General features: G+C 62.7%; 19 protein-coding genes. 12 read left to right on the top strand and 7 right to left on the bottom strand.

The genetic code is table 11. From position 1 onward, the window contains the following. Nucleotides 1-50: 50 nt before the first annotated feature. From KXR72_RS13535 to KXR72_RS13525, 3 genes are read left to right on the top strand one after another with little or no spacing between them, the layout of a single operon-like run. Nucleotides 51-815 (top strand): substrate-binding periplasmic protein, encoded by a 765-nt coding sequence (locus tag KXR72_RS13535; RefSeq protein WP_437421613.1) that lies wholly within the window; start codon nt 51-53, stop codon nt 813-815. Between the two features lies 1 nt (nt 816). Beyond that, the gene (locus tag KXR72_RS13530) at nt 817-2,154 is read left to right on the top strand and encodes a diguanylate cyclase domain-containing protein (protein ID WP_437421612.1); all 1,338 of its coding nucleotides are present in this window, start codon (nt 817-819) and stop codon (nt 2,152-2,154) included. 17 nt (nt 2,155-2,171) lie between these two features. Further along, nucleotides 2,172-2,897, top strand: coding sequence for a substrate-binding periplasmic protein (locus KXR72_RS13525; RefSeq protein ID WP_437421611.1), 726 nt, complete (start codon nt 2,172-2,174; stop codon nt 2,895-2,897). Nucleotides 2,898-2,918: 21 nt separating this feature from the next. On the opposite strand, the gene KXR72_RS13520 is transcribed toward KXR72_RS13525, so the two are convergent. The 3 genes from KXR72_RS13520 to KXR72_RS13510 form a co-directional block, all read right to left on the bottom strand. After that, nucleotides 2,919-5,717, bottom strand: coding sequence for an AsmA family protein (locus tag KXR72_RS13520; RefSeq protein WP_437421610.1), 2,799 nt, complete (start codon nt 5,715-5,717; stop codon nt 2,919-2,921). A gap of 218 nt (nt 5,718-5,935) precedes the next feature. Beyond that, entirely contained in the window at nt 5,936-7,555 is a 1,620-nt protein-coding gene (locus tag KXR72_RS13515) for an NAD(P)/FAD-dependent oxidoreductase (protein ID WP_437421609.1), read from the bottom strand. A gap of 166 nt (nt 7,556-7,721) precedes the next feature. Beyond that, on the bottom strand, nt 7,722-8,459 hold the full coding sequence (locus tag KXR72_RS13510) for a carbonic anhydrase (RefSeq protein ID WP_437421608.1): 738 nt from the start codon (nt 8,457-8,459) through the stop codon (nt 7,722-7,724). A gap of 287 nt (nt 8,460-8,746) precedes the next feature. On the opposite strand from KXR72_RS13510, the gene KXR72_RS13505 reads away from it, so the two are divergent. The 3 genes from KXR72_RS13505 to KXR72_RS13495 all read left to right on the top strand — a co-directional run bounded on the left by KXR72_RS13505 (nt 8,747) and on the right by KXR72_RS13495 (nt 11,033). Beyond that, entirely contained in the window at nt 8,747-10,030 is a 1,284-nt protein-coding gene (locus tag KXR72_RS13505; protein ID WP_437421607.1) for a PQQ-dependent sugar dehydrogenase, read from the top strand. A 65-nt stretch (nt 10,031-10,095) separates the two neighbouring features. After that, the gene (locus KXR72_RS13500) at nt 10,096-10,434 is read left to right on the top strand and encodes a c-type cytochrome (RefSeq protein ID WP_437421606.1); all 339 of its coding nucleotides are present in this window, start codon (nt 10,096-10,098) and stop codon (nt 10,432-10,434) included. Nucleotides 10,435-10,574: 140 nt separating this feature from the next. Further along, nucleotides 10,575-11,033, top strand: a complete 459-nt coding sequence (locus tag KXR72_RS13495) for a DUF1456 family protein (protein ID WP_437421605.1) — start codon at nt 10,575-10,577, stop codon at nt 11,031-11,033. A gap of 63 nt (nt 11,034-11,096) precedes the next feature. Here the strand turns inward: KXR72_RS13495 and KXR72_RS13490 are convergent, their stop codons facing one another. Then, nucleotides 11,097-11,489 (bottom strand): DUF4168 domain-containing protein, encoded by a 393-nt coding sequence (locus KXR72_RS13490; RefSeq protein WP_437421604.1) that lies wholly within the window; start codon nt 11,487-11,489, stop codon nt 11,097-11,099. A gap of 150 nt (nt 11,490-11,639) precedes the next feature. On the opposite strand from KXR72_RS13490, the gene KXR72_RS13485 reads away from it, so the two are divergent. Continuing rightward, a complete protein-coding gene (locus tag KXR72_RS13485; RefSeq protein ID WP_437421603.1) occupies nt 11,640-13,127 on the top strand; it encodes an ATP-binding protein in 1,488 nt (495 codons plus the stop codon). Next, nucleotides 13,114-14,520 carry a sigma-54-dependent transcriptional regulator gene (locus tag KXR72_RS13480; protein ID WP_437421602.1) on the top strand — a complete coding sequence of 469 codons (1,407 nt, stop codon included), beginning with the start codon at nt 13,114-13,116 and terminating at the stop codon, nt 14,518-14,520. The genes KXR72_RS13485 and KXR72_RS13480 overlap by 14 nt, the downstream gene beginning before the upstream one ends. Before the next feature lie 89 nt (nt 14,521-14,609). Here the strand turns inward: KXR72_RS13480 and KXR72_RS13475 are convergent, their stop codons facing one another. From KXR72_RS13475 to KXR72_RS13465, 3 genes are all read right to left on the bottom strand, one after another. Next, on the bottom strand, nt 14,610-16,982 hold the full coding sequence (locus KXR72_RS13475; RefSeq protein WP_437421601.1) for a putative bifunctional diguanylate cyclase/phosphodiesterase: 2,373 nt from the start codon (nt 16,980-16,982) through the stop codon (nt 14,610-14,612). Beyond that, entirely contained in the window at nt 16,969-18,054 is a 1,086-nt protein-coding gene (locus tag KXR72_RS13470; protein ID WP_437421600.1) for a polyamine ABC transporter substrate-binding protein, read from the bottom strand. Before KXR72_RS13470 ends, KXR72_RS13475 begins: the two co-directional genes overlap by 14 nt. Before the next feature lie 162 nt (nt 18,055-18,216). Further along, the gene (locus KXR72_RS13465) at nt 18,217-18,792 is read right to left on the bottom strand and encodes an antibiotic biosynthesis monooxygenase (RefSeq protein ID WP_437421599.1); all 576 of its coding nucleotides are present in this window, start codon (nt 18,790-18,792) and stop codon (nt 18,217-18,219) included. A 451-nt stretch (nt 18,793-19,243) separates the two neighbouring features. Between KXR72_RS13465 and KXR72_RS13460 the strand changes: the two genes are divergently transcribed. The 4 genes from KXR72_RS13460 to KXR72_RS13445 all read left to right on the top strand — a co-directional run bounded on the left by KXR72_RS13460 (nt 19,244) and on the right by KXR72_RS13445 (nt 22,894). After that, nucleotides 19,244-20,794 (top strand): T6SS phospholipase effector Tle1-like catalytic domain-containing protein, encoded by a 1,551-nt coding sequence (locus tag KXR72_RS13460; RefSeq protein WP_437421598.1) that lies wholly within the window; start codon nt 19,244-19,246, stop codon nt 20,792-20,794. Beyond that, nucleotides 20,791-21,447 (top strand): DUF2931 family protein, encoded by a 657-nt coding sequence (locus KXR72_RS13455; protein WP_437421597.1) that lies wholly within the window; start codon nt 20,791-20,793, stop codon nt 21,445-21,447. The genes KXR72_RS13460 and KXR72_RS13455 overlap by 4 nt, the downstream gene beginning before the upstream one ends. Nucleotides 21,448-21,553: 106 nt before the next feature. Beyond that, the gene (locus tag KXR72_RS13450; protein WP_437421596.1) at nt 21,554-22,213 is read left to right on the top strand and encodes a DUF2931 family protein; all 660 of its coding nucleotides are present in this window, start codon (nt 21,554-21,556) and stop codon (nt 22,211-22,213) included. 21 nt (nt 22,214-22,234) lie between these two features. Beyond that, nucleotides 22,235-22,894, top strand: coding sequence for a DUF2931 family protein (locus tag KXR72_RS13445; protein WP_437421595.1), 660 nt, complete (start codon nt 22,235-22,237; stop codon nt 22,892-22,894). Nucleotides 22,895-22,910 lie beyond the last annotated feature (16 nt).

The raw sequence follows: 22,910 nt of genomic DNA, 5'->3' as shown, positions 1-22,910 counted from the left end.
GGTATCCAGGTTGCACGCCCGGGTTTCGACAAACCCCTCGAGGTTGCCCCATGAGTTCTCGCCTGCTCCGCCGTCTGAGCGTCGCCCTGGCCCTGCTGGCCTCGACGGGCTATGCCACCTTGGCATCCGCCCACACCATCACGGTGGTGACCGAGGAGTTGCCGCCGTACAACATGACGGTCGATGGCAAATTGACCGGTATGGCGACCGAGATTGTAGAGGCGACGCTTGCAGAGGCCGGGGTGCAGGCAACCATTCGCGCGATGCCTTGGGCACGGGCGTATGACCTTGCGCTTCATGGCGAGAACGTTCTGATCTATTCCATCGCTCGCACTCCCGAGCGCGAGGCCTTATTCAAGTGGGTCGGACCCTTCTTCGAAATGAAGATGCACTTGTTCTCGTTACCCGGTACCGACTACCACCTCAAAACACTCGACGACGCTCGCCAGTATCAGATCGCCACCGTGAAAGACGATGTCGGTGAGCAGTACCTGATCGCTCACGGTTTCGCGATCGGCAAGAATCTCCAGTCGAGCAATAAATACGAGCACAACTACGCCAAGCTCAAGGAAGGGCGTGTCCAGCTGTGGATTTCCAATGACCTGAACGCTCACTGGCTCGTTCGGCAGGGCACTGGCGACCCGGAACAGCGGGCCGTGCCGCAACTGGCTGTTGACCTCGGCGGGCAACGGAATTCATTGGGAATGGCCTTCAGCCGCCAGACGGATGATGTGTTGGTGCAACGGATGAGCCAAGCGCTCGAACGAGTGCGGGCTGATGGCCGCTACGAAGCAATCATGCGCAGGTGGCAGTGACGTGGGCACCGCACCCGGGCCGGAGTTGATCGACTCCACGCATGGAAGCCATTCGCTCGGCCGGCGTTTAGTACTCGCGACGCTCGGTTTCTGCTTGTTGTTCACCCTGGTGACCGTCGGGGTGCGCACCTGGTCGGCCTGGCATAAGAGCCTGGCCGCGATGAACGCCGAACTGGTGCTGATCGATCAGGTGTTCCAGAGCAACCTGGCGAAGGCCATCTGGGAAATGGACAGCGACGCGCTGCAGACCCAGCTCGACAGCGTCGCCAGGGCCGCGCCCATTGGGCGTGTGGAGCTGCAGATCATTCGCGCCGGGCGTGCTCCGGAAATCATCGAGCGGCAGCGGGCCGTTCAGCCGGGCGACCATCGCGCGCCGCGGCTGCGGCATCCGCTGACTTATGAACCCTACGCCGGTGCACGCGAAACGGTCGGCAAGCTGACGCTGGAAGGGCACGAAGGCGTGCTCTGGGAGCGGTTGCTCGCGGAAGTCACCGATATCGTCATCACCCAGCTCATCCAGTCACTGTTGCTGGCGGGGCTGATCATGTGGATGTTCAACCGCAGCGTGACGCTGCATGTGCGCCGGATCGCCCGCCACCTGACCGCGCTGGCGCCGGAAAACCTCGACCAGCGCCTGCGGCTGGATCGCTCGCCCAGGCGCCGTGACGAGCTGAGCCTGCTCGAAGAGGGCGTCAACGGCCTGCAGGCCAAGCTGTCAGCGTACCTCGAGCGACAGCATCAGGATGAGCAGGCGCTGGCTGCGCACCGCGACCGGCTGGCCGAGCTGGTGGAAGAACGCACCGCCGAGCTGCGCGCGGCCAATGTACAGCTCGAAGAGCTGTCGCGTAGCGATCCACTTACCGGCCTGGCCAATCGCCGGCATTTCGACGAGATCAAGGAAGTCGAGTTTCGCCGCGCCATGCGCCTCGGCCAGCCGCTGACGGTGCTGATGTGCGACGTGGATTTCTTCAAGCGCTACAACGACCACTACGGCCATGCACAAGGCGACCAGTGCCTGCGCGTGGTCGCTGACACCCTCAAGTCGGTGTTTGCCCGCGCTGGCGAGGTGGTTGCGCGGCTGGGCGGCGAGGAGTTCGTGGTGCTTCTGCCGGGTGTCGATCTTGAGGCTGCGCATCGCGCGTCCTCGCGGCTGCAGCACTGCCTGGCGGAGAGGGACGTGCCGCACGCCGCGTCGGACGTCTCGCCAAATGTGACGCTGAGCGTCGGCCTGGCGGCATTCGATGCCAGCGCCATGGACCAATTCGATCAACTGTTGCGCCAGGCGGACGAGGCCCTTTACCGGGCCAAGGCCGGCGGCCGCAACCGCATTGCTTACTAGCTGCCGAGGACCGCACGATGCACCCGTTCGCCTGGATCGCACTTTCCCTGGGGTTGCTTGGTAGCGCGGCGCAGGCCGGCCCATTGCGCGTGGTCACCGAGGAAACCGCCTACAGCTACCTGCAGAACGGGCAGGTGGCCGGCTCGGCCAGTGCGGTCGTGCGTGCCACGCTGGAGCGCGCAGCCGTTGGTGACTATCAGATGACGGTCTACCCCTGGGCGCGCGCCTATGACATGGCGCTGCGCGAGCCCGGCGTGCTGATCTACCTGATCGCCCGCACCTCCGAGCGCGAGCCGCTGTTTCGCTGGGTCGGCGAGATCATGCGCATCGAATATCACTTCTACAAACTGCGCGACCGCAAAAACATTCAGGTGCCGGACCTAGACGCCGCCAAGGCTTACCGCATCGGCGTATTGCGTGACGACGTTCGCCACCAGTACCTGCAGGCCAATGGCTTCAGCAAGATCGTGGTGACGGCGCACAACAGCGACAACTTCCGGCGCTTGCTCAACGGCCAGGTTGATCTCGTGCCGATGCCCGAGCGAGACATGCTCAGCCTCTGCCAGGAGGCCGGTATCGACCCCGCCAGCGTCGAGAAAGTCTTCACGCCCGACGCCGCGACGCGGCTGTATATGGCTTATAGCCCGAAGACCGACGACGACACCGTGCTACGCACTCAGGCCGCCTTCGAGCACCTGCAGGCCGAAGGCACTGTTGAGAGGCTGATGACCGAGCCGCACTGAACGGCGCGAGAAAGTTTTCGCTCAGTTGCGCTCGAATGCGTTCAGGGCTTTTCGACATCCCATGCCTGAGCCCTCGCCCAAACCGGGCTCGACCCAAGGCAGGATCGCCAAGGGCGGAGTCACTACCGCACCCACGACACTGGCTACGGCCTTGGCAACAAGTTGATCGGTCACGACGCTGACCTGGGGATCGCTGAGCGTGCCCTTCAACTGCACGGGTGCGTTTCCGGATAGCGGGCTGAAATCCTTGGAGTGGGTTTCGAATACGAGGTCCAACGCCTCGGTGCCGAGCTCGATTTCACCTCCTCCGGTGATGTTGCTGTCAGTCGTATTCACGAAGAAATGCGCGAGCTTGGCTATGCCCTGGTTCGCATCGAAGTGCAGGTAGGCACAGTTCATCGCGACCTGGTCAGCATCGACCAGTGCAGCAACCGCCGATTCGCCAGCATCAAGACCGAGTAATTCAACCGCCAGCCAGTCGAGACGGCCACCCGACATCGCTAACTCGAATTTACCGCGCAAATCCGCGGCCATTTCACCCAGGGATGCGCCGGCAAAATCGATATCCAGCCGGCCACCGAGGGTGCCAGCCGAGTCCTGTGCGACCTTTGAAAGATCCACGTGCTTGAGTACTGGAGTGAGATTGACGCTGTCGATCGACAGGTGCAGCTCGCCGGTCGGTTGGTCCGGTCGGGCATCGATACGCAGCCGGCCTTCCGCGGTGCCCTTGCCAATCGCCAGGTGCAAAGGCTCGATCACCAATACGCCGTCGTCTAGTTCGGCCTTCAGCTCCACCGCATCCAGCGGAACGTCTCGGGCTATCACTTCTTCAGCTTTGTAGCGAATGATCGCGTCTCGGCCTCGCAGCGCATCGAGCCCCAGCGGCTTGCTTGAGAACACCTGCCCGTCTGACGACGTTTCCGAGTTGTCGGGCGATTTGAGATCGCGGATGCGCAGGGTGTTGGAGTACAGGTTGGCCCAGAGCATTGGCCGGCCCGCCAGGCTCAGGCGGACATCCCCGCTCAGGTCGCTTCTACCCCAGCGCCCGTCGAGCGACTGTAGGCGCAGCTGGTGATCTTTCCAGCTCAGTTGGCCGTTCAGCGAGTATTGGCCGAGTGAGGGAAGATTCAAGCCGCTCAGCGCATCGAGGCGGGCCAGGTCGGCGCCCTCAAGCGACACCCTGGCCTCTGCAGCCTCGAACTGAAGAGGATCCCGAATATGGCCGTCGAGGCTCAGTTGGCTCTCGCCTGAACGCACCGTGCCTCCGACAGGAAAGGACCCGTCGTCGAAAAGCGTCTGCAGCGCGCCCGTGTTCAATTCGAAATGCAGCGGCACCTGGTTGCGCCAGGCGTCGCCTGTCAGGTGCAGGCCCGAGTCGGTCGACTTGGCGTCGAGTTCGACACCTAGACTTTGCGCGGGGGCGTCGTAGCGCAGATGCGTGTCGCTCAGTTGGGCGGCAGCATCGGCCACGCGGGCATGCAGCTCGCCATCCAGCGTACCGAGCCCCGGATACCCCAGTGGTGCGAGGGCCTGGCCGAGGTCGAACGCTTCCAGGGTTAAATCGATTTCCCCACTGAGCGAGGCCTTACTGGCGTCAAAGGTACCGCTGGCACTGATGGCGCCTTCAGCTTGGGCGGCACGCAGCTGTTTGACGTCCAGCTGTAATTCGGCCAGCGAGCCCTTGAGCGCCAGGCCAGTCAATGAGGTATCGCCATAACGAAGCCGATCCAGGCGGATATCGGCCTCGCCACGGTAGCGGCGCAATGGCTGCAGAAGATCCTGTATCTGCTGCTGCAAGGTTCCATTCGGTTCGGCGGCCGAGCCGTTTCGCTTGGCTTCCAGCAGGCGCATCACGCCCCATCGATTGAGATCCAGTTCATCGCCCTGAAGCTGGACGTTCAGCGCTGGAGGCTCCCCTAGCTCGGCCATTAGGGATCCACGAAGCTGGCTGCCGCCGGTACGCAGATCGATATCATCCAAGGCCCAGCGCTGGTCGTCGTGCCGCAGAGCCGCCGTAAGCTCGAATCCCGGTACGTCAAAAGCGGGGTTGTCGAAGCTGATCAGCTCGGCAGAGTCCGGTGCGCTCAGGCTCAGCGTGCCATTCAGGCCGTCCATCTGCGGAACCTGCTCGGCCTCGCCGTCGAAATGTGCGCGGATCTCACCCAACCGGGCATTCAACGTTACGGCATACGGCCTGCCTTCGGCCAAGGCTTTGGCCGGCGGCGCGCCCGTCAGGCTCAGCTCCAGGGGTTTGCCCTGCACCTCGCCGCTGCCTTCGATCGCCAAGGCCCCTTTGGCACCGTCACCCCGCGTTGAGATATCGAAGGCCAGGTCGGCATTCAGAGCCTCGTCGTCATAGGTCAGCCTGCCGTTGTCGATTTGGATGGTGTCGGGGTGGAGAGTGGTTTGCTGTTCTTTGGAGTCCGTGTTGCTCATCAGCACCGACCAGTTGGACTGGCCGTCGGCTCGCCGGGAGAGGTGGACCTGCGGCCGATTCAGCGCGACCAACTGCAAGCCCAGATTGCCGGTCAACAGCTCGCCTACGGCAAGCTCGGCTCTCAGCGCGTCGAGTTCCAGTAGGTAGCGTTGCTCTGCCCACTCGGGGTTGGCGATCTTGATATCGCTGGCGCGGATGACCAGCGGCGAGCCCCAGCCGATGTCGAGACTGCCGATGTCCACTGACCGACCGTCCAATCGCTGACTCAACTGATCTTCGAGCTGGTTACGGGCCCATTGCGTCTGGATCAGCATGGCCGCCCCAGCCAGAAACAGCACAAACACTGCCAGCACGATCCCGAGGATCTTTGCTGCTTTCGCCACCTTTCGCCTCCCGTTTCGTCTCGTTTCGGCGGTTTGCTGCGGTCCGCCGCGTCGGGAATGTCTATGAAAGGGTCGACATGCCTCGGCCGAAAACGATCACTGTTTTATTTATGGGGCGGATGAGGCGGGGGGCGTTCGAAACCGGAACACGCTGATTTAGCGGTGGAAAAGGCATCGGTCAGAAACGGGCGAAGGGCATCGCCATTCGCCCGTGACGGTCAGGCTTCGAGATCGGCCAGCATCGCCGTGGCGACGGCTTCGGCGACCTTGATCCCGTCGACGCCGGCCGAGAGGATGCCGCCGGCGTATCCGGCTCCCTCTCCGGCTGGGTAAAGGCCGCGGGTGTTGAGGCTCTGTAGCGACTCGTTGTCGCGCTTGATGCGTACCGGCGAAGAGGTGCGCGTCTCGATGCCGGTGAGTACGGCATCGGCGCGATCGAATCCGCGGATCTGTTTGCCGAAGGCCGGCAACGCTTCGCGGATGGCCTCGATCACGTAATCGGGCAGCGACGGCGCCAGGTCGCCCAGCTTCACGCCGGGCTTGTAGGACGGCTCGACGTCGCCGAATGCGCTCGACGGCTTGCCCCGAATGAAGTCGCCCACCAGCTGCCCCGGCGCGCAGTAATCGCGCCCGCCCAGCTCGAAGGCGCGCGATTCCAGCCGTTCCTGCAGCTCGACACCGGCCAGCGGGCCGCCGGGGAAGTCCTCTTCCGGGTTGATGCCGACGACGATGCCGGCGTTGGCATTGCGCTCGTTGCGCGAGTATTGGCTCATGCCGTTGGTCACCACACGCTCCGGCTCGGAGGTCGCCGCCACCACGGTTCCGCCCGGGCACATGCAGAAGCTGTAGACCGCGCGGCCGTTCTTGGCGTGGTAGACCAGCTTGTAGTCGGCGGCGCCCAGTTCCGGGTGGCCGGCGTACTTGCCCAGGCGCGCCTGGTCGATGAGCGATTGCGGGTGCTCGATGCGAAAGCCCACGGCGAAGGGCTTGGCCTCGATATAGACGCCGCGCTCTTGCAGCACGCGGAAGGTGTCACGCGAGCTGTGACCGAGGGCGAGCACCACGTAGCGGCTACGCAGTTCCTGGCCATCGGCCATGCGCACGCCCTGAATGCGGCCGCCCTCGATGATGAAGTCGACCACCCGGCTGTCGAACCGAACCTCACCACCCAGCGCCTTGATCTCTTCGCGCATGGTCGAGACCACGCCGGTCAGGCGGAAGGTGCCGATGTGCGGCTTGCTAACGAACATGATCTCTTCCGGCGCGCCAGCGCGGACGAACTCGTGCATGACCTTGCGGCCGTAGAACTTTGGGTCCTTGATCTGGCTGTAGAGCTTGCCGTCGGAGAACAGCCCCGCACCGCCTTCGCCGAACTGCACGTTGGATTCGGGGCTCAGTACCTTCTTGCGCCACAGCGCCCAGGTGTCCTTGGTGCGGCTGCGCACGTCACGGCCGCGCTCCAGCACGATCGGGCGGAAGCCCATCTGCGCCAGCGTCAATGCGGCGAACAGGCCGCAGGGACCGAAGCCGATCACCAGTGGCCGTTCGCTCAGCCCTTCCGGCGCCCGGCCGACCGGGTAGTAGCCGGTGTCCGGCGCCACGCGGATGTTGCGGTCGTCCGCCAGGCGCGCCAGCACCTTGGCCTCGTCCGCCACGCTGGCGTCGATGATGTAGACGAAGGTGATCTCGCTGTTCTTCTTGCGCGCGTCGTAGCTGCGCTTGAATACGGTGAAGTCGAGCAGCTCGGCATCCTTGATACCCAGGCGCGCGGTGATGGCGTGGCGAAGGGCCTCGGCGGGATGGTCGAGGGGCAGTTGCAGTTCGGTGATGCGAATCATGACAGGTCCTGGCCGGTGGCCCCGGCAGAGGTAAGGTGGCGACGCGGCGAAACCGGGTGGCTCGCGCGGCGCGCAGTGTAGCGGTGGCCGGCGGGGCTGTCATGAAGCCAGGGTGTGCAGGGTACACCGACCGCCGCGGGTGCGACGGCCGGTCGGTTCAGGCCGGTTATTGCAGAATCGGGCGCGCGTTCACAGGTTGCAGTGGGCGATTGTTGGCATGGCCGACGGCCTTGGTCAGGGCGTCGATCTGCTCATGCGAGGCGATGACAGGCTGCTTGAGCACAAGCCAGCGGACACCTTCGGAGCAAGGCGGCGTGGTGAGCGAGCCGTTGAAGCGGTAGTAATCCAGGCTTTTCGGTAACAGATCGCGAATGTTGACGCGGGGCGATACCGGTTGTTTCTGACCTTCGGCAGGCGGTGCTTTCCAGAGGCTGGCCAGCACCGGGTTCAGCTTGCCCTCCTTGAACATCACCGCCAGCACGGCCAGGTTGCCTGACTCGTCTGAATGCACGAGATGCCCTTCCAGCGGATAGGACTGGCCCTTGATCAGGTTTTCGCTGGGCATGTGGAAGTGAAACTGGATCAGCTGATAGGGCTTGCCGTCCAGGGTCAGGGTGCTGCCGGGCTCGTAGGCCACCTGGACGGTATGGCCGTTATTGGCCGCCTCGCTGGCGCCGGCGGTATAGCTGAGCTTCAGCGGTGTGAGCTCGGCTTCGATGAAGCCGTCTAGGTCGACCGGCGACTGGTTCTTGCCGGCACAGGCTTGGAATTCGGGGGTCAGCTTGGCCCAGTTGTCCGGCCCGGCCTCGCCTGAGTAGTCCCAATGCGTGCCCGGGGTTATGGCCCAGGCGTGGCTGCAGGCAAGCAAGGCGCCAACGGCGAGTGTGGTTCTCTTCACGGTCATGTCCTCTTCGGAGCTTGGCGGATCCGGGGTAGATTCCGTCTTGTTGAAATACTTTGAAACACAATCTTGCAAGCTTAGTCGCGTGATTACCGAGGGCCAGTCGCGATTTGCCGAAATCAACGAGCGTGCCCAGCGCCTCTCTCCTCGCTCGTGGTGTCTGGTAAAGCCCAAGGATGACGCTACGCTCAGGGAGGGCTCAGGCTCGTTTGCGCAGCCGCAAAGGCGAGGTCGGGCACAACAACAATAAACGTCGTCCCGCGAGACGACTTCTCATGAGGTCGATACCCATGAAATACGTTCCCTTTGCCTTGAGCGCAGCGAGTGCCCTGATCTTGTCTCTGTCCGGACTTGCCCAGGCCGCGCCGACCAGCGACGAAGCGCTCGAGCGGATGCGCGCGATGAAAACCACCGGTCAGTCGCTGGAAATGGAGACCGTCCCGCAAACCGGCGAGGTCGCTGACGCCATTCGCGCCAATCTTGAACGGATCAAGCTGCCGGAGGGCTTCAAGATCGAGCTGTACGCCGTGGTGCCGGACGCGCGGCACATGGCGGTGGGGCCGTCCAGCGGGGTGGTGTTCGTTGGTACTCGCAAAACCGATCTGTGGGCGGTCACCGATCGCACCAAGAATCGCAAGGCTGATGAAGTGAAGCGTTTCGCGCCGGCCATCGATTTCACCCAGCCAGGCCCGTGCTTCAGCCCTGATGGTTTCCTCTTCGTGGCCGAGCACAATCGAGTGCTGGTCTTCCCGGCTGCCGAGTTCTTTTACGAGGGGCCGGACGTGGCTGCCGATATCGTAGTGCCCACCGGCAAGCTGATCCCGACCGACGAAGAAAGCTACAACCACGGCGCGCGCGTCTGCGCCATCGGCCCGGACAACAAGCTGACCATCTCGCTCGGCCAGCCACACAACGTGCCGCCCAAGGACAAACTGGAGTTGTACGAGAAGCATGGCATCGGCGGCATCGTGCGCATGGAGCGCGACGGCAGCAAACGCGAGGTATACGCCACCGGTGTGCGCAACTCGGTGGGCATCACCTACCACCCGCAGACCAAGGAGCTCTGGTTTACCGACAACCAGGTCGACGGCATGGGCGACGACATCCCGCCTGGTGAGATCAACCATGCGCCCAAGGCGGGCATGCAGTTCGGCATGCCCTGGTACGGTGGCGGCCAGGTGCGTACCAACGAATACGCCGATGACACCCCACCGGAGGGGTTGACCTTCCCGGTGGTCGAAACGGTGGCCCACGCCGCCGACATGGGCCTGACGTTCTACACAGGCAAGCAATTTCCCGAGCAATACCGGGGTGGGCTGTTCAGCGCCCAGCGCGGCAGCTGGAACCGCACCGAGCCAGCCGGCGCACGGGTAATGTTCACGCCCTTCAAGGCCGACGGGAGCGGGCCGAGTGGCGAAACCATCCCCTTCGCTGAAGGCTGGCTGGATGAGGACACCGGCGAATACTACGGGCGCATCGTCGATGTGGCGCAGCTCAAGGACGGGTCGCTGCTGGTCAGTGACGACACCGCCGGCGCCATCTACCGGATTTCCTACCAGGGCGGCGCGGACTGATTGGCCCGTTGGCCGGGCCTCGCCCGGCCTCGATAGCCCTGTCTGCAATCGAGAGGAGTGCTCGCATGCGCAGAGATACCCGCCATCGGCTGATCCCCTGGCTGGCGTTGCTGACCCTGGTCTTCGCGGGCGAGGCCAGAGCCGCGGACCTCGAGGCAGGCCGCACCAAGGCGAAGATGTGCGCGGCCTGCCACGGGCTCGACGGCCTGAGCAAGGTTGCCGATGCGCCGAACCTGGCGGGCAATGGGCAGCTCTATCTGGCCCGCCAGCTCAAGGCGTTCCGCTCCGGCGAGCGCAAGCATCCGCAAATGAGCGTGATCGCCGCCGCCCTCAGCGACGAGGACATCGCCGCGGTGACGAGCTGGTACTCGGCGATCAAGGTGTCGGTCGAACTCCCGCAGTAGGCGGCAGACCGGCTGCTTTTCATGATCAACGCCCAATCCCCTATACTCGCGCGCCACAACCGTGCCCAGGCGCACGGCGCCAATTCCGGCGACACTCGGCAGGCGGTGCCGCAAGGTCGGCCATCAATGAAGGACTGTTCATGCTCAACAACGATGTGATGCGCAGCGTGCGCTACATCCTCAACGTCAACGACGCGAAGATTGCCGAGATCACCCGGCTGACCGGTTGCGAGATTCCGGACGCCGAAGCCTTCGCCTATCTGAAAAAAGATGACGAGGCCGGTTTCAAGCCCTGCCCGGACCGGATCATGGCGCACTTCCTCGATGGGCTGGTGATCTACAAGCGCGGCAAGGATGAAAGCCGGCCGACGCCGCCCATCGAGCTGCCGGTGACCAATAACATGGTGCTGAAAAAGCTGCGTGTGGCCTTCGAGCTCAAGGAAGACGACATGCACGCGATCCTCAACTCAGTCGACTTCCCAGTTTCGAAGCCCGAGCTCAATGCGCTGTTCCGCAAAGCCGGGCACAGCAATTACCGGGTCTGCGGCGATCAGCTGCTGCGTAATTTCCTCAAGGGGCTGGCGCAGCGCAGCCACTGATACGCGCTAGCCAGATATGAAAAAGCCCGGCTGAAGAGCCGGGCTTTTGCGTTTCGACGAGCCTTAGCTCTGGATCATCGAAATGACCTTGTCGCGCAGCTTCGGATCGTTCTGCACGGCCTGGTTGATCGCGTTGTACTCCTCGATGCTCAGGTCGTTGTCCTGCACGGTGTTCATCATCTTCTCGTTGGCTTCCTGCTGCAGCTGCTGCGCTTCGGCCGGGTCACCGGTCTTCTCCAGCTTGGCGGTGAAGTCCTGACGGATCTCCATGATTTCGCCCAGCGAATCGGCGAACTTCTCCAGCTTCTTGTCGCTGATGTCTGCAGCTTGCATCGAGGGCGCCTGCTGCGGTGCCGGGGCCTGGGTGGCTTGCTGAGCCGAAACCTGAGAGGCGCCAGCGGCCATCAGCAGGGCGAAAAGGCTGGCGGAAACGACGCGGGTGTTCAGCTTGGTCATGTTCATATCCTTCGCTTGGAAAATGCATCGAGCGAGTTGCAGTCTCCATGCCAGGACCGTACCGATCCACTAAATAGCTGAAATACGGCCGATTTTGCCGTTTGTCTCGGTAAGGTCGACGCAATGTACCGCTTCTATTAGAGTGCCAAAATGGCACATGTAGCACTTTGGCAGCGGTTGCCCAGCTTGCGCGGCGCGCTGGTACTCAAAGTGGTCGTCCCGCTGGTGGCGATCATGTTCGGTTTCAGTTACCTCATGCTCTGGACCGTCGAGCGCAACAGCGAGCGGCGCCTGCAGGAAGAGGTCGAGCTGGTGGCGCGTGCCGTGCGGCTGCCGCTGAGCGACAGCCTGGAGCGCAAGCACGACCGCACCATGCAACAGGTGCTCGAATCCGTGCTCGGTGTGGGCCGGGTCTACGGCGCCTACCTGTACGACGATGACGGCGAGCTGGTCGCCTATGCCGGTGCGGTGGAGCCCGACCAGGACCAGTCTTCGATCCAGGCACTGACCGCCGACGGACGGCGGCGCGGTGGCTACCAGCGCATCCGTGGGCAGGAGGTGTACTCCTATTTCCTGCCGTTGGAGCAGAGCGGCGGGCGGATCAACGGGCTGTTGCAGGTTACCCGGCGCTGGAGCGACTTCGAGCGCGACACGCGGCGCCTGCGGCTGATCGCCGGATTGTCATCCGCGCTGCTGTCGCTGCTGGCGGTGGGCATCGTGCTGTTCGGCCACTGGTCGGCGGTTGGCCGGCACCTGCAGCGGCTCACGCAGAGCATGGCGCGGGTCGCCCGTGGCGATCGCCAGCACCGCGCGCCGTACACCGGGCCGGCGGAAATCGCCGCGCTCGGCCAGTCACTCAACCAGATGCTCGACAGCATCGCCGAAGCCGAACAGCAGATGGCCGAGCAGAAAGCCCGCGAGGCTGAGCTCGAAGCGCGTTTGCGCCGCTCGCAGCAGTTAGCCGCGGTGGGCCGACTGGCGGCGGGTGTGGCCCATGAACTGGGCAGCCCGCTCAGCGTGATCGACGGCAAGGCCCAGCGCGTATTGCGCAGCGAGACGTTGGACGATGGCCAGCGCAAAGGCCTGCTGCAGATCCGCAGCCAGGTGCAGCGCCTGAGTGGCATCGTGCGCCAGTTGCTCGACTTCGGGCGGGCCGCGGGCCGTCCGGTGCGGCGCATGCCGGCCGAGGTGCTGGCGCATTCGGCGGCCGCCGCGGTTGCCGATGAACTGGCCAGCCTCGAGGTGCGGTTGCAGGTTGAGGCACCCGCCGAGGCGCTGCATTGCGAGGTCGATCCGCCACGCTTCGAGCAGGCGCTGACCAATCTGCTGCGCAACGCGGCGCAGGCCAGCCCCGGCGGGCAGGTCCGGTTGCGCTGGTGGCAGGAGGCCGAATGCCTGCTGTTTCAGGTTGAGGACGATGGCCCCGGCGTCGCCGAAGCGGACCGCGCTGCGCTGTTCGAGCCCTTCTTCACCACCAAGCCGGTAGGCAAGGGTAGCGGGTTGGGTCTGGCGGTAGCACACGGCGTGGTCGCCGAAAGCGGCGGTCGCATCGAACTGGTCGATAGCCCGCTGGGCGGCGCGGCGTTTCGTATTTATCTGGCCTTGGCCAGTGAGGAAGGACCTGATGCAAACGGATGACAGCGCCCCGCAACGGGTGCTCGTGGTGGAGGATGACGACGGGCTGCGGCAGTTGCTGGTCGAGGAGCTGGAAGACCGGGCGCTGCAGGTGCGTGCGGTGCCGAGCGCCGAAGAGGCCGTGCCGCTGCTCGAAGGGTGGGAGCCGGATCTGGTCGTCAGCGACCTGCGCCTGCCGGGCGCTGATGGCATGGCGTTGCTCAGGCGGGTCAAGGCGATGCAGGCGGCACCGGCGTTCCTTGTGGTCACCGCGTTCGGCAGCATTCAACAGGCGGTCGCGGCCCTCAAGGAAGGTGCGGACGAGTTTCTCACCAAGCCGCTAGACCTGGATCATCTCGGCCTGGCCGTCTCGCGTGCGCTCGAAACGCGGCGGCTGCGTGATGAAGTGCGACGCTTTCAACAGCTGCTCAGCGATGACCGCTTCCACGGCATGCTCGGCCGCAGCCGGGTCATGCGCAGCCTGTTCGACCAGATCCGCCAACTGGCGCGTGCTGCCGGCCCGGTTCTGGTGATTGGCGAGAGCGGCACCGGCAAGGAGTTGGTCGCCCGCGCTGTGCACGCCGAGAGCGACCGGGCCGGGCGGCCCTTTCTCGCGATCAACTGCGCAGGGCTCCCGGCGGAGCTGCTGGAAAGCGAGTTCTTCGGTCACACCGCCGGCGCTTTCACCGGTGCCAACCGGGCGCACAAGGGGCTGTTCCAGCAGGCCGACGGCGGCACCCTGTTCCTGGACGAAATCGGCGAAATGCCCATGCCGCTGCAGGCCAAGCTGCTCAGGGTATTGCAGGAGGGCACTATCCGGCCGGTTGGCGGCGAGCGCGAACTGAGCGTCGACGTGCGCATCATCGCTGCTAGCAACCGCCCACTGGAGACTGCCGCTGGGCGTGCTTCCTTCCGCGAGGACCTGTTCTTCCGTCTGGAGACCTTCATCCTGCAGGTGCCCCCACTGCGCGACCGCGAGGAAGACCGCGAGCTGCTCGCCGCCGGCTTCGTCGCGCATTTCGCTGCGCGCGACGGGCGCCCGGTACGTGGCCTGTCGCGCGCGGCCCTGGAGCAACTCAAGCGCTACCCGTTCCCGGGCAATGTGCGTGAATTGCAGAACGCCATGGAGCGCGCCGTGACCTTCTGCCACGGGCGCAGCATCGAGCTGGAACACCTGCCGGCGCGCATCGCCCAGTACCAGGAAAGCCCGCCCGAAGCGCGCGCCGACGCTTTGCTCGAACAGATGATCGACGGCCCGCTGCTGCCCACGCTCGAAGAACTGGAAATGCGCTACCTGCGGCATGTCCTCGAGCGCGTGGATGGCAACAAACGCCGCGCCGCTGCCTTGCTCGGCATCGGCCGTCGCACGCTCTATCGCCGCCTCGGCGAACAAGAGCAGGACGGCGACGAGACCTGACGCGCCCCCCAGCAGGCGAATCAAATGGTGCCGTACACAGGCCGTCAATCTGTCGGGGCGACCTCCATCGCTCCGAAACCGCTCTGCTATTAACAGGACAACGGCTCTACGCGCGGCGGCAATTGCTCCAGGCGCAGCGCGCCGTCGGCACGGGCGCGTACGGCGACCCAGTCGTGCAGGGCCGCAAGCGAGCGCGGCGGGGAGATGAGGTAGCCCTGGAACAGGTCACAGCCGGCTTGCAGCAGGGCGGATTGTTTCTCGAGGCTGTCGACCCCTTCGGCGTTGACCCGCTTGCCCTGTGCCTGGCAGAACGCGACGAGCGCGCCGAGGCTTTCCTGTGTGTCCGGCCGGGTCAGGCGGCGGACAATGGCCATGTCGAGTTTGATGGTGTCGGCCGGGTATTCGAGTAATTGCTGGATCGAGGTATAGCCCACGCCAAAGTCATCGATCGCGACCCGGAAACCCGCCTGGCGGATGGCCTCGACCACCACCATGGTGTCGTTGCAAAGCTCGGCGGCGTAGGTCTCGGTCAGTTCGATCTCGATGCGACCGGTCGGCACGCCATGGTGGCGGGCGCGCTCGACCAGGTAGCGGCAGATGCGATCATCCGCCAGCTGCGCTGACGAGACGTTGATGGCCAGGATCACCTCGTTGCCGAAAAGCTCGACCAGCTTCGGATAGTCAGCCAGGGCATGGTCGATCACCCAGCTGTCGATCTTCGGAAACAGCCCGGCGCGCTCGGCGATCGGGATGAATTCGCCGGGCGAGACGGTCCCGAGCAGCGGTGAGTGCCAGCGCAGCAGAACCTCGCAACTGACCACCGCGCCTTCGCGGTCCAGCGCCGGCATGTAGACGAGCCGCCATTGTTCATCGCCGTCGAGCGCGCGTAGCTCATCCTCGATCAGGCGCATGCGATCGTTGCGCTGTTCGAGCGAGGCGCTGAAGGCGACCGCCGTGCTCTTGCCCTCGGCCTTTGCCTGATACATCGCGGTATCGGCGCGCGTGAGCAGATGGGTGATGGAGTCGGCGTCGTCCGGGCACCAGGCCGTGCCGATGCTGACGGTGATCGGGTAGAGGCGCTCTTCCAGGCGGAAGCCGCCGCGGCACAGATCAAGCAACGCCTCACACAGTGCCGGCAGGCCACCGTCGCCGCTGCCGGTCAGCAGGAGGATGGCGAATTCGTCACCGGAGAGCCGCGCGAAGGCGGTTTCGGTTTGCGGGTGCCCGGCCTGGTGCTGGTGAAGCAAGCCCTGCACGCGCCGGGCGAACATGCGCAGCAGCGCATCACCGGCGTCGTGGCCGTGCTGGTCGTTGACCTGCTTGAAGTTGTCCAGGTCGATGAACAACAGGGCCAACCGCTGGTGCTGCCCCACGGATCGTTCATACATCTCGCTGGCGAGGACGCCGAAATGCGCGCGGTTACTGATCTGCGTGAGGCTGTCCGTCCAGGACATCTCCTGGATTCGCTGCAGCGCCGCGGTGTTGCGCTCGTGCAGGGTCTTCATGTTGGTGGTCAGGCGACCAATCTCGCCGCCGTCACCAGGTTCGTCGAGCGCGTCGCGCCGGCACAGCAGCAGGTCGGTGAGCTGGTTGTCGAGCTGGCTGATGGGGCCGGTCACATAGCGTCGGATCAGCCAGAGCAGCAGGGCAATGGAGATCAGACACATGAGCGAGCCGCCGGCGAGAAACGCCAGCCCGAGGGTGCGCAGGCGGTCGGCAATGTACTGCGGCGCCGGCGTCAGGCGCGCATAGAGCGAGCGTGAGAGCAGGATGTCGGCCGATAGCGCCGGCTCGATGGGAGTCAGTTGCGGGGCGATTTCCACGGGCGCGCCGTATTCGCTTTCCAGGTCGCGCTTGAGGGCGATGAAGCGCTCCGGGCGTACCGCCAGTTGCAAGGTGAATGCGTCTGCGCGCTGGCTTGGCAGCGGCCGGCTGCTGGAGGCAGGCAGGATGAAATCCGTGTCGAGCAACAGTGGCCCGCCTTCGGCCTGCTCGACATACAGCATCTCGCTGGCGGCTGCAGAATGTTTGGCCTCCTGCACGATCCGCTGCTGCGTCGGGCTCATGATGGCGAAGGGCGACAGGCTGCTCTCGAAGTAGTAGGCCGGTGTGCCGTCCGGCTGGATGATCGCGAAGGAAACGAATGACAGCTTGGTGTTCGACAACGAGCGGATGCTCTGCTGGATGCGCAGGCCCAGCGTCTCGTTGCGGAAGGCCGTGTCCGACTCCCGCAGGAACAGCAGCAGCGCCTCGCTATCGATGATCGAGTAGAGCACGCTGCGGTTGAAGGCTTCGTAATCCAGGTAGGCGGACTTTAGCGCTGACAGTTGCTGCGCCAGGCGTGCCTGTTCCAGGCCCAGTAGCGAAGCGCGCTGGGTCAGGTAGGCGGTGGTCGCGGCGGTGAGCTGGACGATCAGGATGACCGGAAAGATCACCAGTAGGGCGCGTTTACCGAGCGTCATGAGCGTTGATCAGTGCGCTGATGATGCGCCGGCGGGTCTGCGTGGCTTGCGACGGCCGCGGCTCGTAGACCTGGCTGCGCGCAAGGACTTCCTCCGGCGGATAGATGGTCGAGTCTTGGCGAATGTCGTCCGGCAGCAGGTCGCGCGCGGCGCGGTTGGGTGTCGCCACGCCCAGGTCGGCAGCGTTCAGTGCCGCAATGTCGGGCTGGTTGAGGAAGTCGAGGAAGCGATACGCCAGCGCCTTGTTCGGCGTGATGCTCGGCACCGACAGGCAGTCGACCCACAGCAATGTGCCTTCCTCCGGCACCACGTAGCGCCAGGGCTCGCCGTCAATGCCCTCCACCTCGTTGAGCACCTGCTGGTCGCCGCTGTAGGCCAGCGCCATGTCGGCCTGGTCCAGGTAACGCTGGCTGCGCAGGGAGGTGATTACGTATTCGTAGGTCAGCACCGCCGGCGCCTGCGCGAGGAGCAGTTCGTAGGCCGCTTTCAGCTCGTTGTTGTCTGAGGTGTTGATCGAATGTTGCTGGAGGATCAGTGGGCTGGCGAGGATGTCTTCGTGATCTTCCATCATGATGATGTGCGGCTCGTCATGCCGTGCCGGCTTCAACAGATCCGCCCAGGAGCGCGGCGGCTGGGCGATGCGGTCGCTGCGGTAGGCGATGCCGAGCGTGCCCCATAGATACGGCACGCTGTAGCGACCGCAGCTGTCGCGCCAGCGCTGCGACAGGTGGCGCAGCTGCGGAAGGGTCTGCTCGTCCAGCGGGTCGACCAGGCCGCGCGTGCCGAAGCGCGATGAACTGATCAGCTCGGTCAATACCACGTCGATCTGGTGGTCGGGCTTGGCGAGGATTTCGTCGCGCTTGTCACCGCTGTCGAAGTAGATCTGTTCGATGCGAACACCCGTTTCCGCCTGCCAGCGTTCAATGACTGCTTCGCTGAGGTATTCCTCCCAGGTCAGCAACGTCAAGACGCGCGCCTCGGCATGCAGGGCCGTGGAGGGAAACAACAGCCCGAGCGTGAGCAGCAGCAGGCTGCACGGGCGCCAGGGGGCGAGAGCGTTCGTTGAGTTCATAGGGGTGTCCATCCGCTGGCAATAACCGACTCGCGACCAGCGCGGCCGTAGTCGAATACGGTCGCGCCTCCGATCAATGATATCGGCGCGCAGAGATGGCACTTTAATGGCGCCATAGGAATGACGGCAACGCTTTTGTCGAGGCTGCCGTCGCCCTTCCGATCAACGGGCAGTAAGTGGCAGCTTCCCAGGGCGGCTGCGGTTGCGCAGCGGGGCATTCAGCCAGCCTGCCAAGAGCCGAGTGGACAGTGGGATGAACAGGTAAGTCATCAGCGGCGTCAGCGCCAGGGTCGAGAGCAGGATGCGCATGACTAGGCTCAGTTCGCTCAGCACGTCCCCAAACAACAGGTTGAACAGCAGCGAGACGGGAAAGAAGGCCAGCCAGATAGCGACGCTCTGCTTCCAGCGCGGCGGTGGTGGGCTGTCGGCGCCACCGAACCAGGCGTCGATGCCGCGCGCTCGGTGCTCATGGGGTTGTCCGCAAAGCTCGCTACCGCGCTGCAGCCAGGCACGTCGGGACGCGGAGTGCGCCCAGGTATCGAGGGTCTGTTCGTCAGCGAAACGGAAGATGATCTGGAATTCGTCGTCGCCAGGTGGAGGCGCCAGGACGCCCGAGCCAAGGTAGCCGGGAAAGTCCGCGGCCAATTGCTCGCCTTCGTGCAGCCAGGCGAGAAGGTCATGGTAGCGGCCGTCGCGCACACGGCGGGCCACCATCAGGGTGACGGGTTCGGTAGACATCGTGTATCTCCAGCATCAGGCCGGCCACCCGGGTAGGGCTTCGGCAAACGCAGCACCGGGGTAATGGGCTGCGGAACAAAGCAGGCAAAAGTCATGCCCTCGCCCCGTGCCGCACCTGACCTGGATAAAGGCGGCGCACGCAGGGCGATGCGCACTATACGGGGATTCGATGCACTTGGAAGGGGCGGCCGCTTGGCGTTAAGCAAACGGTTGCGGTCTAGCGAATGCGGCTTGGTCTAATCCGACACCGTTAGACGGGCTGCCAGAGTGGCCAACGTCACGGCCTGCGGTTGATAACGCAGAACCGCAACGCCAGATCCGCACTCTGTGAACGACGCGCTTGAAACAACCCCGGCGGTCGGCCCTACTAGCGCCCCATGGCGGAGCACCTGTGGAGCACCGGTGCCCACGTTTATGCAGCTACACATTTCCAACCAAGGATGGTGGAACGATGAGCGGTTACGTACCCAATATTCCCAGAGCCAGGCGCGACGCCGAGCTGAAGAACACCGAGCCGGTGGAGGTCCATGCCGAGCGCTGGGCCGAATATGAGCGCCACAGCAGTGAGCCGGCAAAAGCACCTGAGAAGATCAAGCTGGCCTTGCGTATTGGCGTGTTTTTCGATGGCACCCTTAATAACTCCACTAATGCCGCACTAGGCTTGGCATGCGGCGCGCATCATCCAATAGCGGTCGAGGATCTTGATTCCAACTGCAAGCCCTATATGGCCGAGCCGGATAGCAGTTATGGGAATGATCTGACCAATGTGCGGAAGCTGATGGACTTATATTGGGTACCCGCCACGCTCGAAGGAAAAGGTTCAAACAAGCTGGGGTATCGCAAACTATATGTAGATGGAGCGGGCACCCGGGCCGGCATAAAGGACAGCATTTTGGGCGCTGCGGCGGGCCGCGGCGATACAGGCGTCGCGGAACAGGTCCAGGACGCGTTTGACCGGATCAGCGAACTCATCCAAACCACACATCAGGACTATCCGGACCTCGAGATCAGCTCGTTGACCTTCGATACCTTTGGCTTCAGCCGCGGTGCTGCAGCGGCTAGGCACTTCGCCAATGAAGTCGTCAAAGGCAGGCAAGGCCGTCTTGGTGCGTCATTGCAGAGCAACGCGCGCGTCCTCAGCAAACATTTCATCGACCGCTATGGGCGAGATATCAACGTTGGCTTTATCGGTCTGTTCGATACCGTCGCCTCTGTTGGTGGTTTGAAGAACCAAGGCAATATCCGAAGCTCTATCACGCCTTGGCTGAATCTCCATCTACCGCGTAAATACTTCACAAATGTGGTTCAGTTGGTTGCGCGCGATGAAATACGCGCCAACTTTCCACTGAGCGAAGTCCGTCCGGAGCATCCTGAGGTTGTCCTGCCGGGCGTGCATTCGGACATCGGCGGAGGCTATCTGGATGAGGCGGAAGAGCGTGTGTTGGTCAGTCCGATGCAGGCGCTAGTAGTTGGTCAGCGCGTCGATGTCACGACGACGTCTATTTTTAAGGACGCAGCGAAGACCAGGCAAAAGATGATCGCAGAGGGTTGGCCGGCAGACATGCTTGAGCTCGTTACCCCAGCGGCACAGCTGCTGCCCGCCGACCCGCAGGATCGCTTGGCACCGCGGCAAAAACGTGTATATGCCGGCCTACAACTTAAGCGCCGCGTCAACAACGGGCTATCGATTGTGTGCTTTCGTGTTATGTACGAACTAGCAAGAAAGAATGGCGTAAGGTTTGAAGATATACCTGACGTGTCAGGCTATGCAGTCCCGGATGAACTCACCGATTTGTGTGAGCGATTTATTCAGGGTGACTACAGCTTGAGCGATGATGAAGAAGCTCTGTTGAAAAAGCGCTACATACATGCTTCTGCACACTGGAATAATCCGCAGGGAAAAAGGACTACGAGCGGCCTGAAGATATTGTATGTCAATGCCCCAGATGCTGCGGGCGTTCGCAATCGACATCCGCATGCTCCTAACTGGACTCTATTTTGAAAAATCTGATTTTTATAATTATTACCGCGCTGTTGCTGACTGGTTGTAAGGCGGGGGTTCCAGTAAACGAATCGAACGGTTCGAAGTCTTCATGGTGGAGCTTGGAGTTTGTCGCTCCCGCTTACATGGTAGGTTTGATTGAAACAAGCATCATAGAGGATGTCGAGGGCAGGCTTTTTGATCATGGTGGAGGCGGTGTTGTTGGGAGCGCTGATTCTGGATACGAAACCGACGTAGCCCGCGGGTGGCCCCAAGGGCTGGCGGGCGGTCAGCGAGCAGTGGTGGGCGCTCGCTTGCCCAAACGAATCTTTGTCCGCTGGCAATCGGTGGTTGAGCCGCAGACGTACCGAGGGTGGATTGATATCCCTGACGATGCTCGGCAAATCATGTATGACTCGACACATCTTCGGTGTTCCGCCGAACGCCCCGGGCGCTATATGGCTTCGCTTTATATAGGGCTTGCGCCAGGAGGAATAATGCAGGCATGGATCCGGGACCAATGTCACAACGCCGTCAAAGTAGCCCGCGCGCAAGCTGAAATCGAGCCACTCGGCCCTTCACAAGGAAAAACTGACGGGCGCTATGCTTACAAAATCAATGAGGACACCAAGCGTTATATAGACAAGTACGGAATCCCTTACGAGAGTTGGTAGTAACATCAGATTGATGAAGTCTTTGCGGGTGCTCAAGGCTGATCTTCACCTGCCGATATCGTTCTTCTCTAGTGCTCCGCCCGTGCTTAGCTGAATGGATTCGCAGATGAAAATTATGTTTGTTCTGATCGGGCTCTTCTTTTTATCAGGCTGTCGGTCAGTAGATCCGCTATCAGGTGAACACGATCCAAAGGATCCGTGGTGGAGTTTGGAGTTCTTTGCTCCGCTTTATATGACGGGTTGGGTTGAGGCGAGCTGGGTTGAAGATATCCACGGCAACCTCTTCAATCATGGTATGGGCGGGATTATCGGTACTGGCAATTACGGATACGAGACTGAGCTGGCCAGAGGGTGGCCTAGGGGCAAGTCAGGTGGCATCCATGGAGTTGTGGGTGCAGATCTGCCCAAGCGGGTCTATGTCCGTTGGCAGTCCATAGTGGAGCCGCAGACCTATCGGATATGGATCGATATCCCTGTGCAGGCTCGGCAACTCATGCACAGGTCCACTCATCGGCGCTGCCCGGAAACGCCCGATCAGCCCGCCCTTTATATCGCAGCTCTTCATTTGGGGTTGGCTCCGGGCGGTGTTGTACGGATATGGACGAGGAATGAGTGCAACAGGCCGATCGAAGTAGCCCGCGGGCAAGCTGAAATTGAGCCACTCGGCCCTTCGCAAGGAAAAACTAGCGGGCGCTATGCTTACAAAGTTAATGAGAACACCAAACGTTATATAAAAATATACGGCATCCCTTACGGAAGTTGGTGAGAAAGAGTAGGGGCGCCTATTTTGCTAAAGCATGTCATCACGCTGCTGGGTATATTTATTTTGGGTGGCTGCCAGACCGCTGACCCCCTATCCGGTGAAAAGGACCCGAAGGATAAATGGTGGAGTTTGGAGTTCTTTTCACCGCTCTACATGGTGGGGTGGGTCGAGGCGAGTGTGGTCGAAGATATCCAGGGTAAAGTGTTTAATCACGGCGCTAGCGGAATCGTCGGGACTGGCATCGACAATTTGGAAACTGACTTCGCGAGAGGTTGGCCACGTGGAAAATCGGGTGGAATCGATACTGTAGTGGGTGCGGACCTGCCGAGGCGCGTCTATGTGCGGTGGCAGTCGGTAGTAGAGCCGCAGACCTATCGGGCATGGATAGATATCCCTGAAGAAGCTCGGCAGCTCATGCATATATCCACCCATCGACGCTGTCCGGAAACGCCGGACGTACCGGCTCTATATCTAGCGGCATTGCATGTAGGACTGGCGCCGGGTGGCGTCGTCCAAGTCTGGACTCGTAATGAATGCAACAAGCCAGTTGCAGTCGCCCGGGCTCAGGCGGAGGTAGAACCGCTTGGCCCACATCTTGGAAAGTCAGGTGGCAACTATTATCCGTTGCCCATTGAGTCGAAACGCTATATCGAAAAATACGGCATTCCCTACGGAAGTTGGTGATGTCTCAGGTGTACGT

This window comes from Stutzerimonas chloritidismutans (genome assembly GCF_051486945.1).
Classification (GTDB): Bacteria; Pseudomonadota; Gammaproteobacteria; order Pseudomonadales; family Pseudomonadaceae; genus Stutzerimonas; species Stutzerimonas chloritidismutans_B.
Note: the sequence above shows the minus strand (reverse complement) of the source record. Positions and strands in the feature narration are given on the sequence as shown.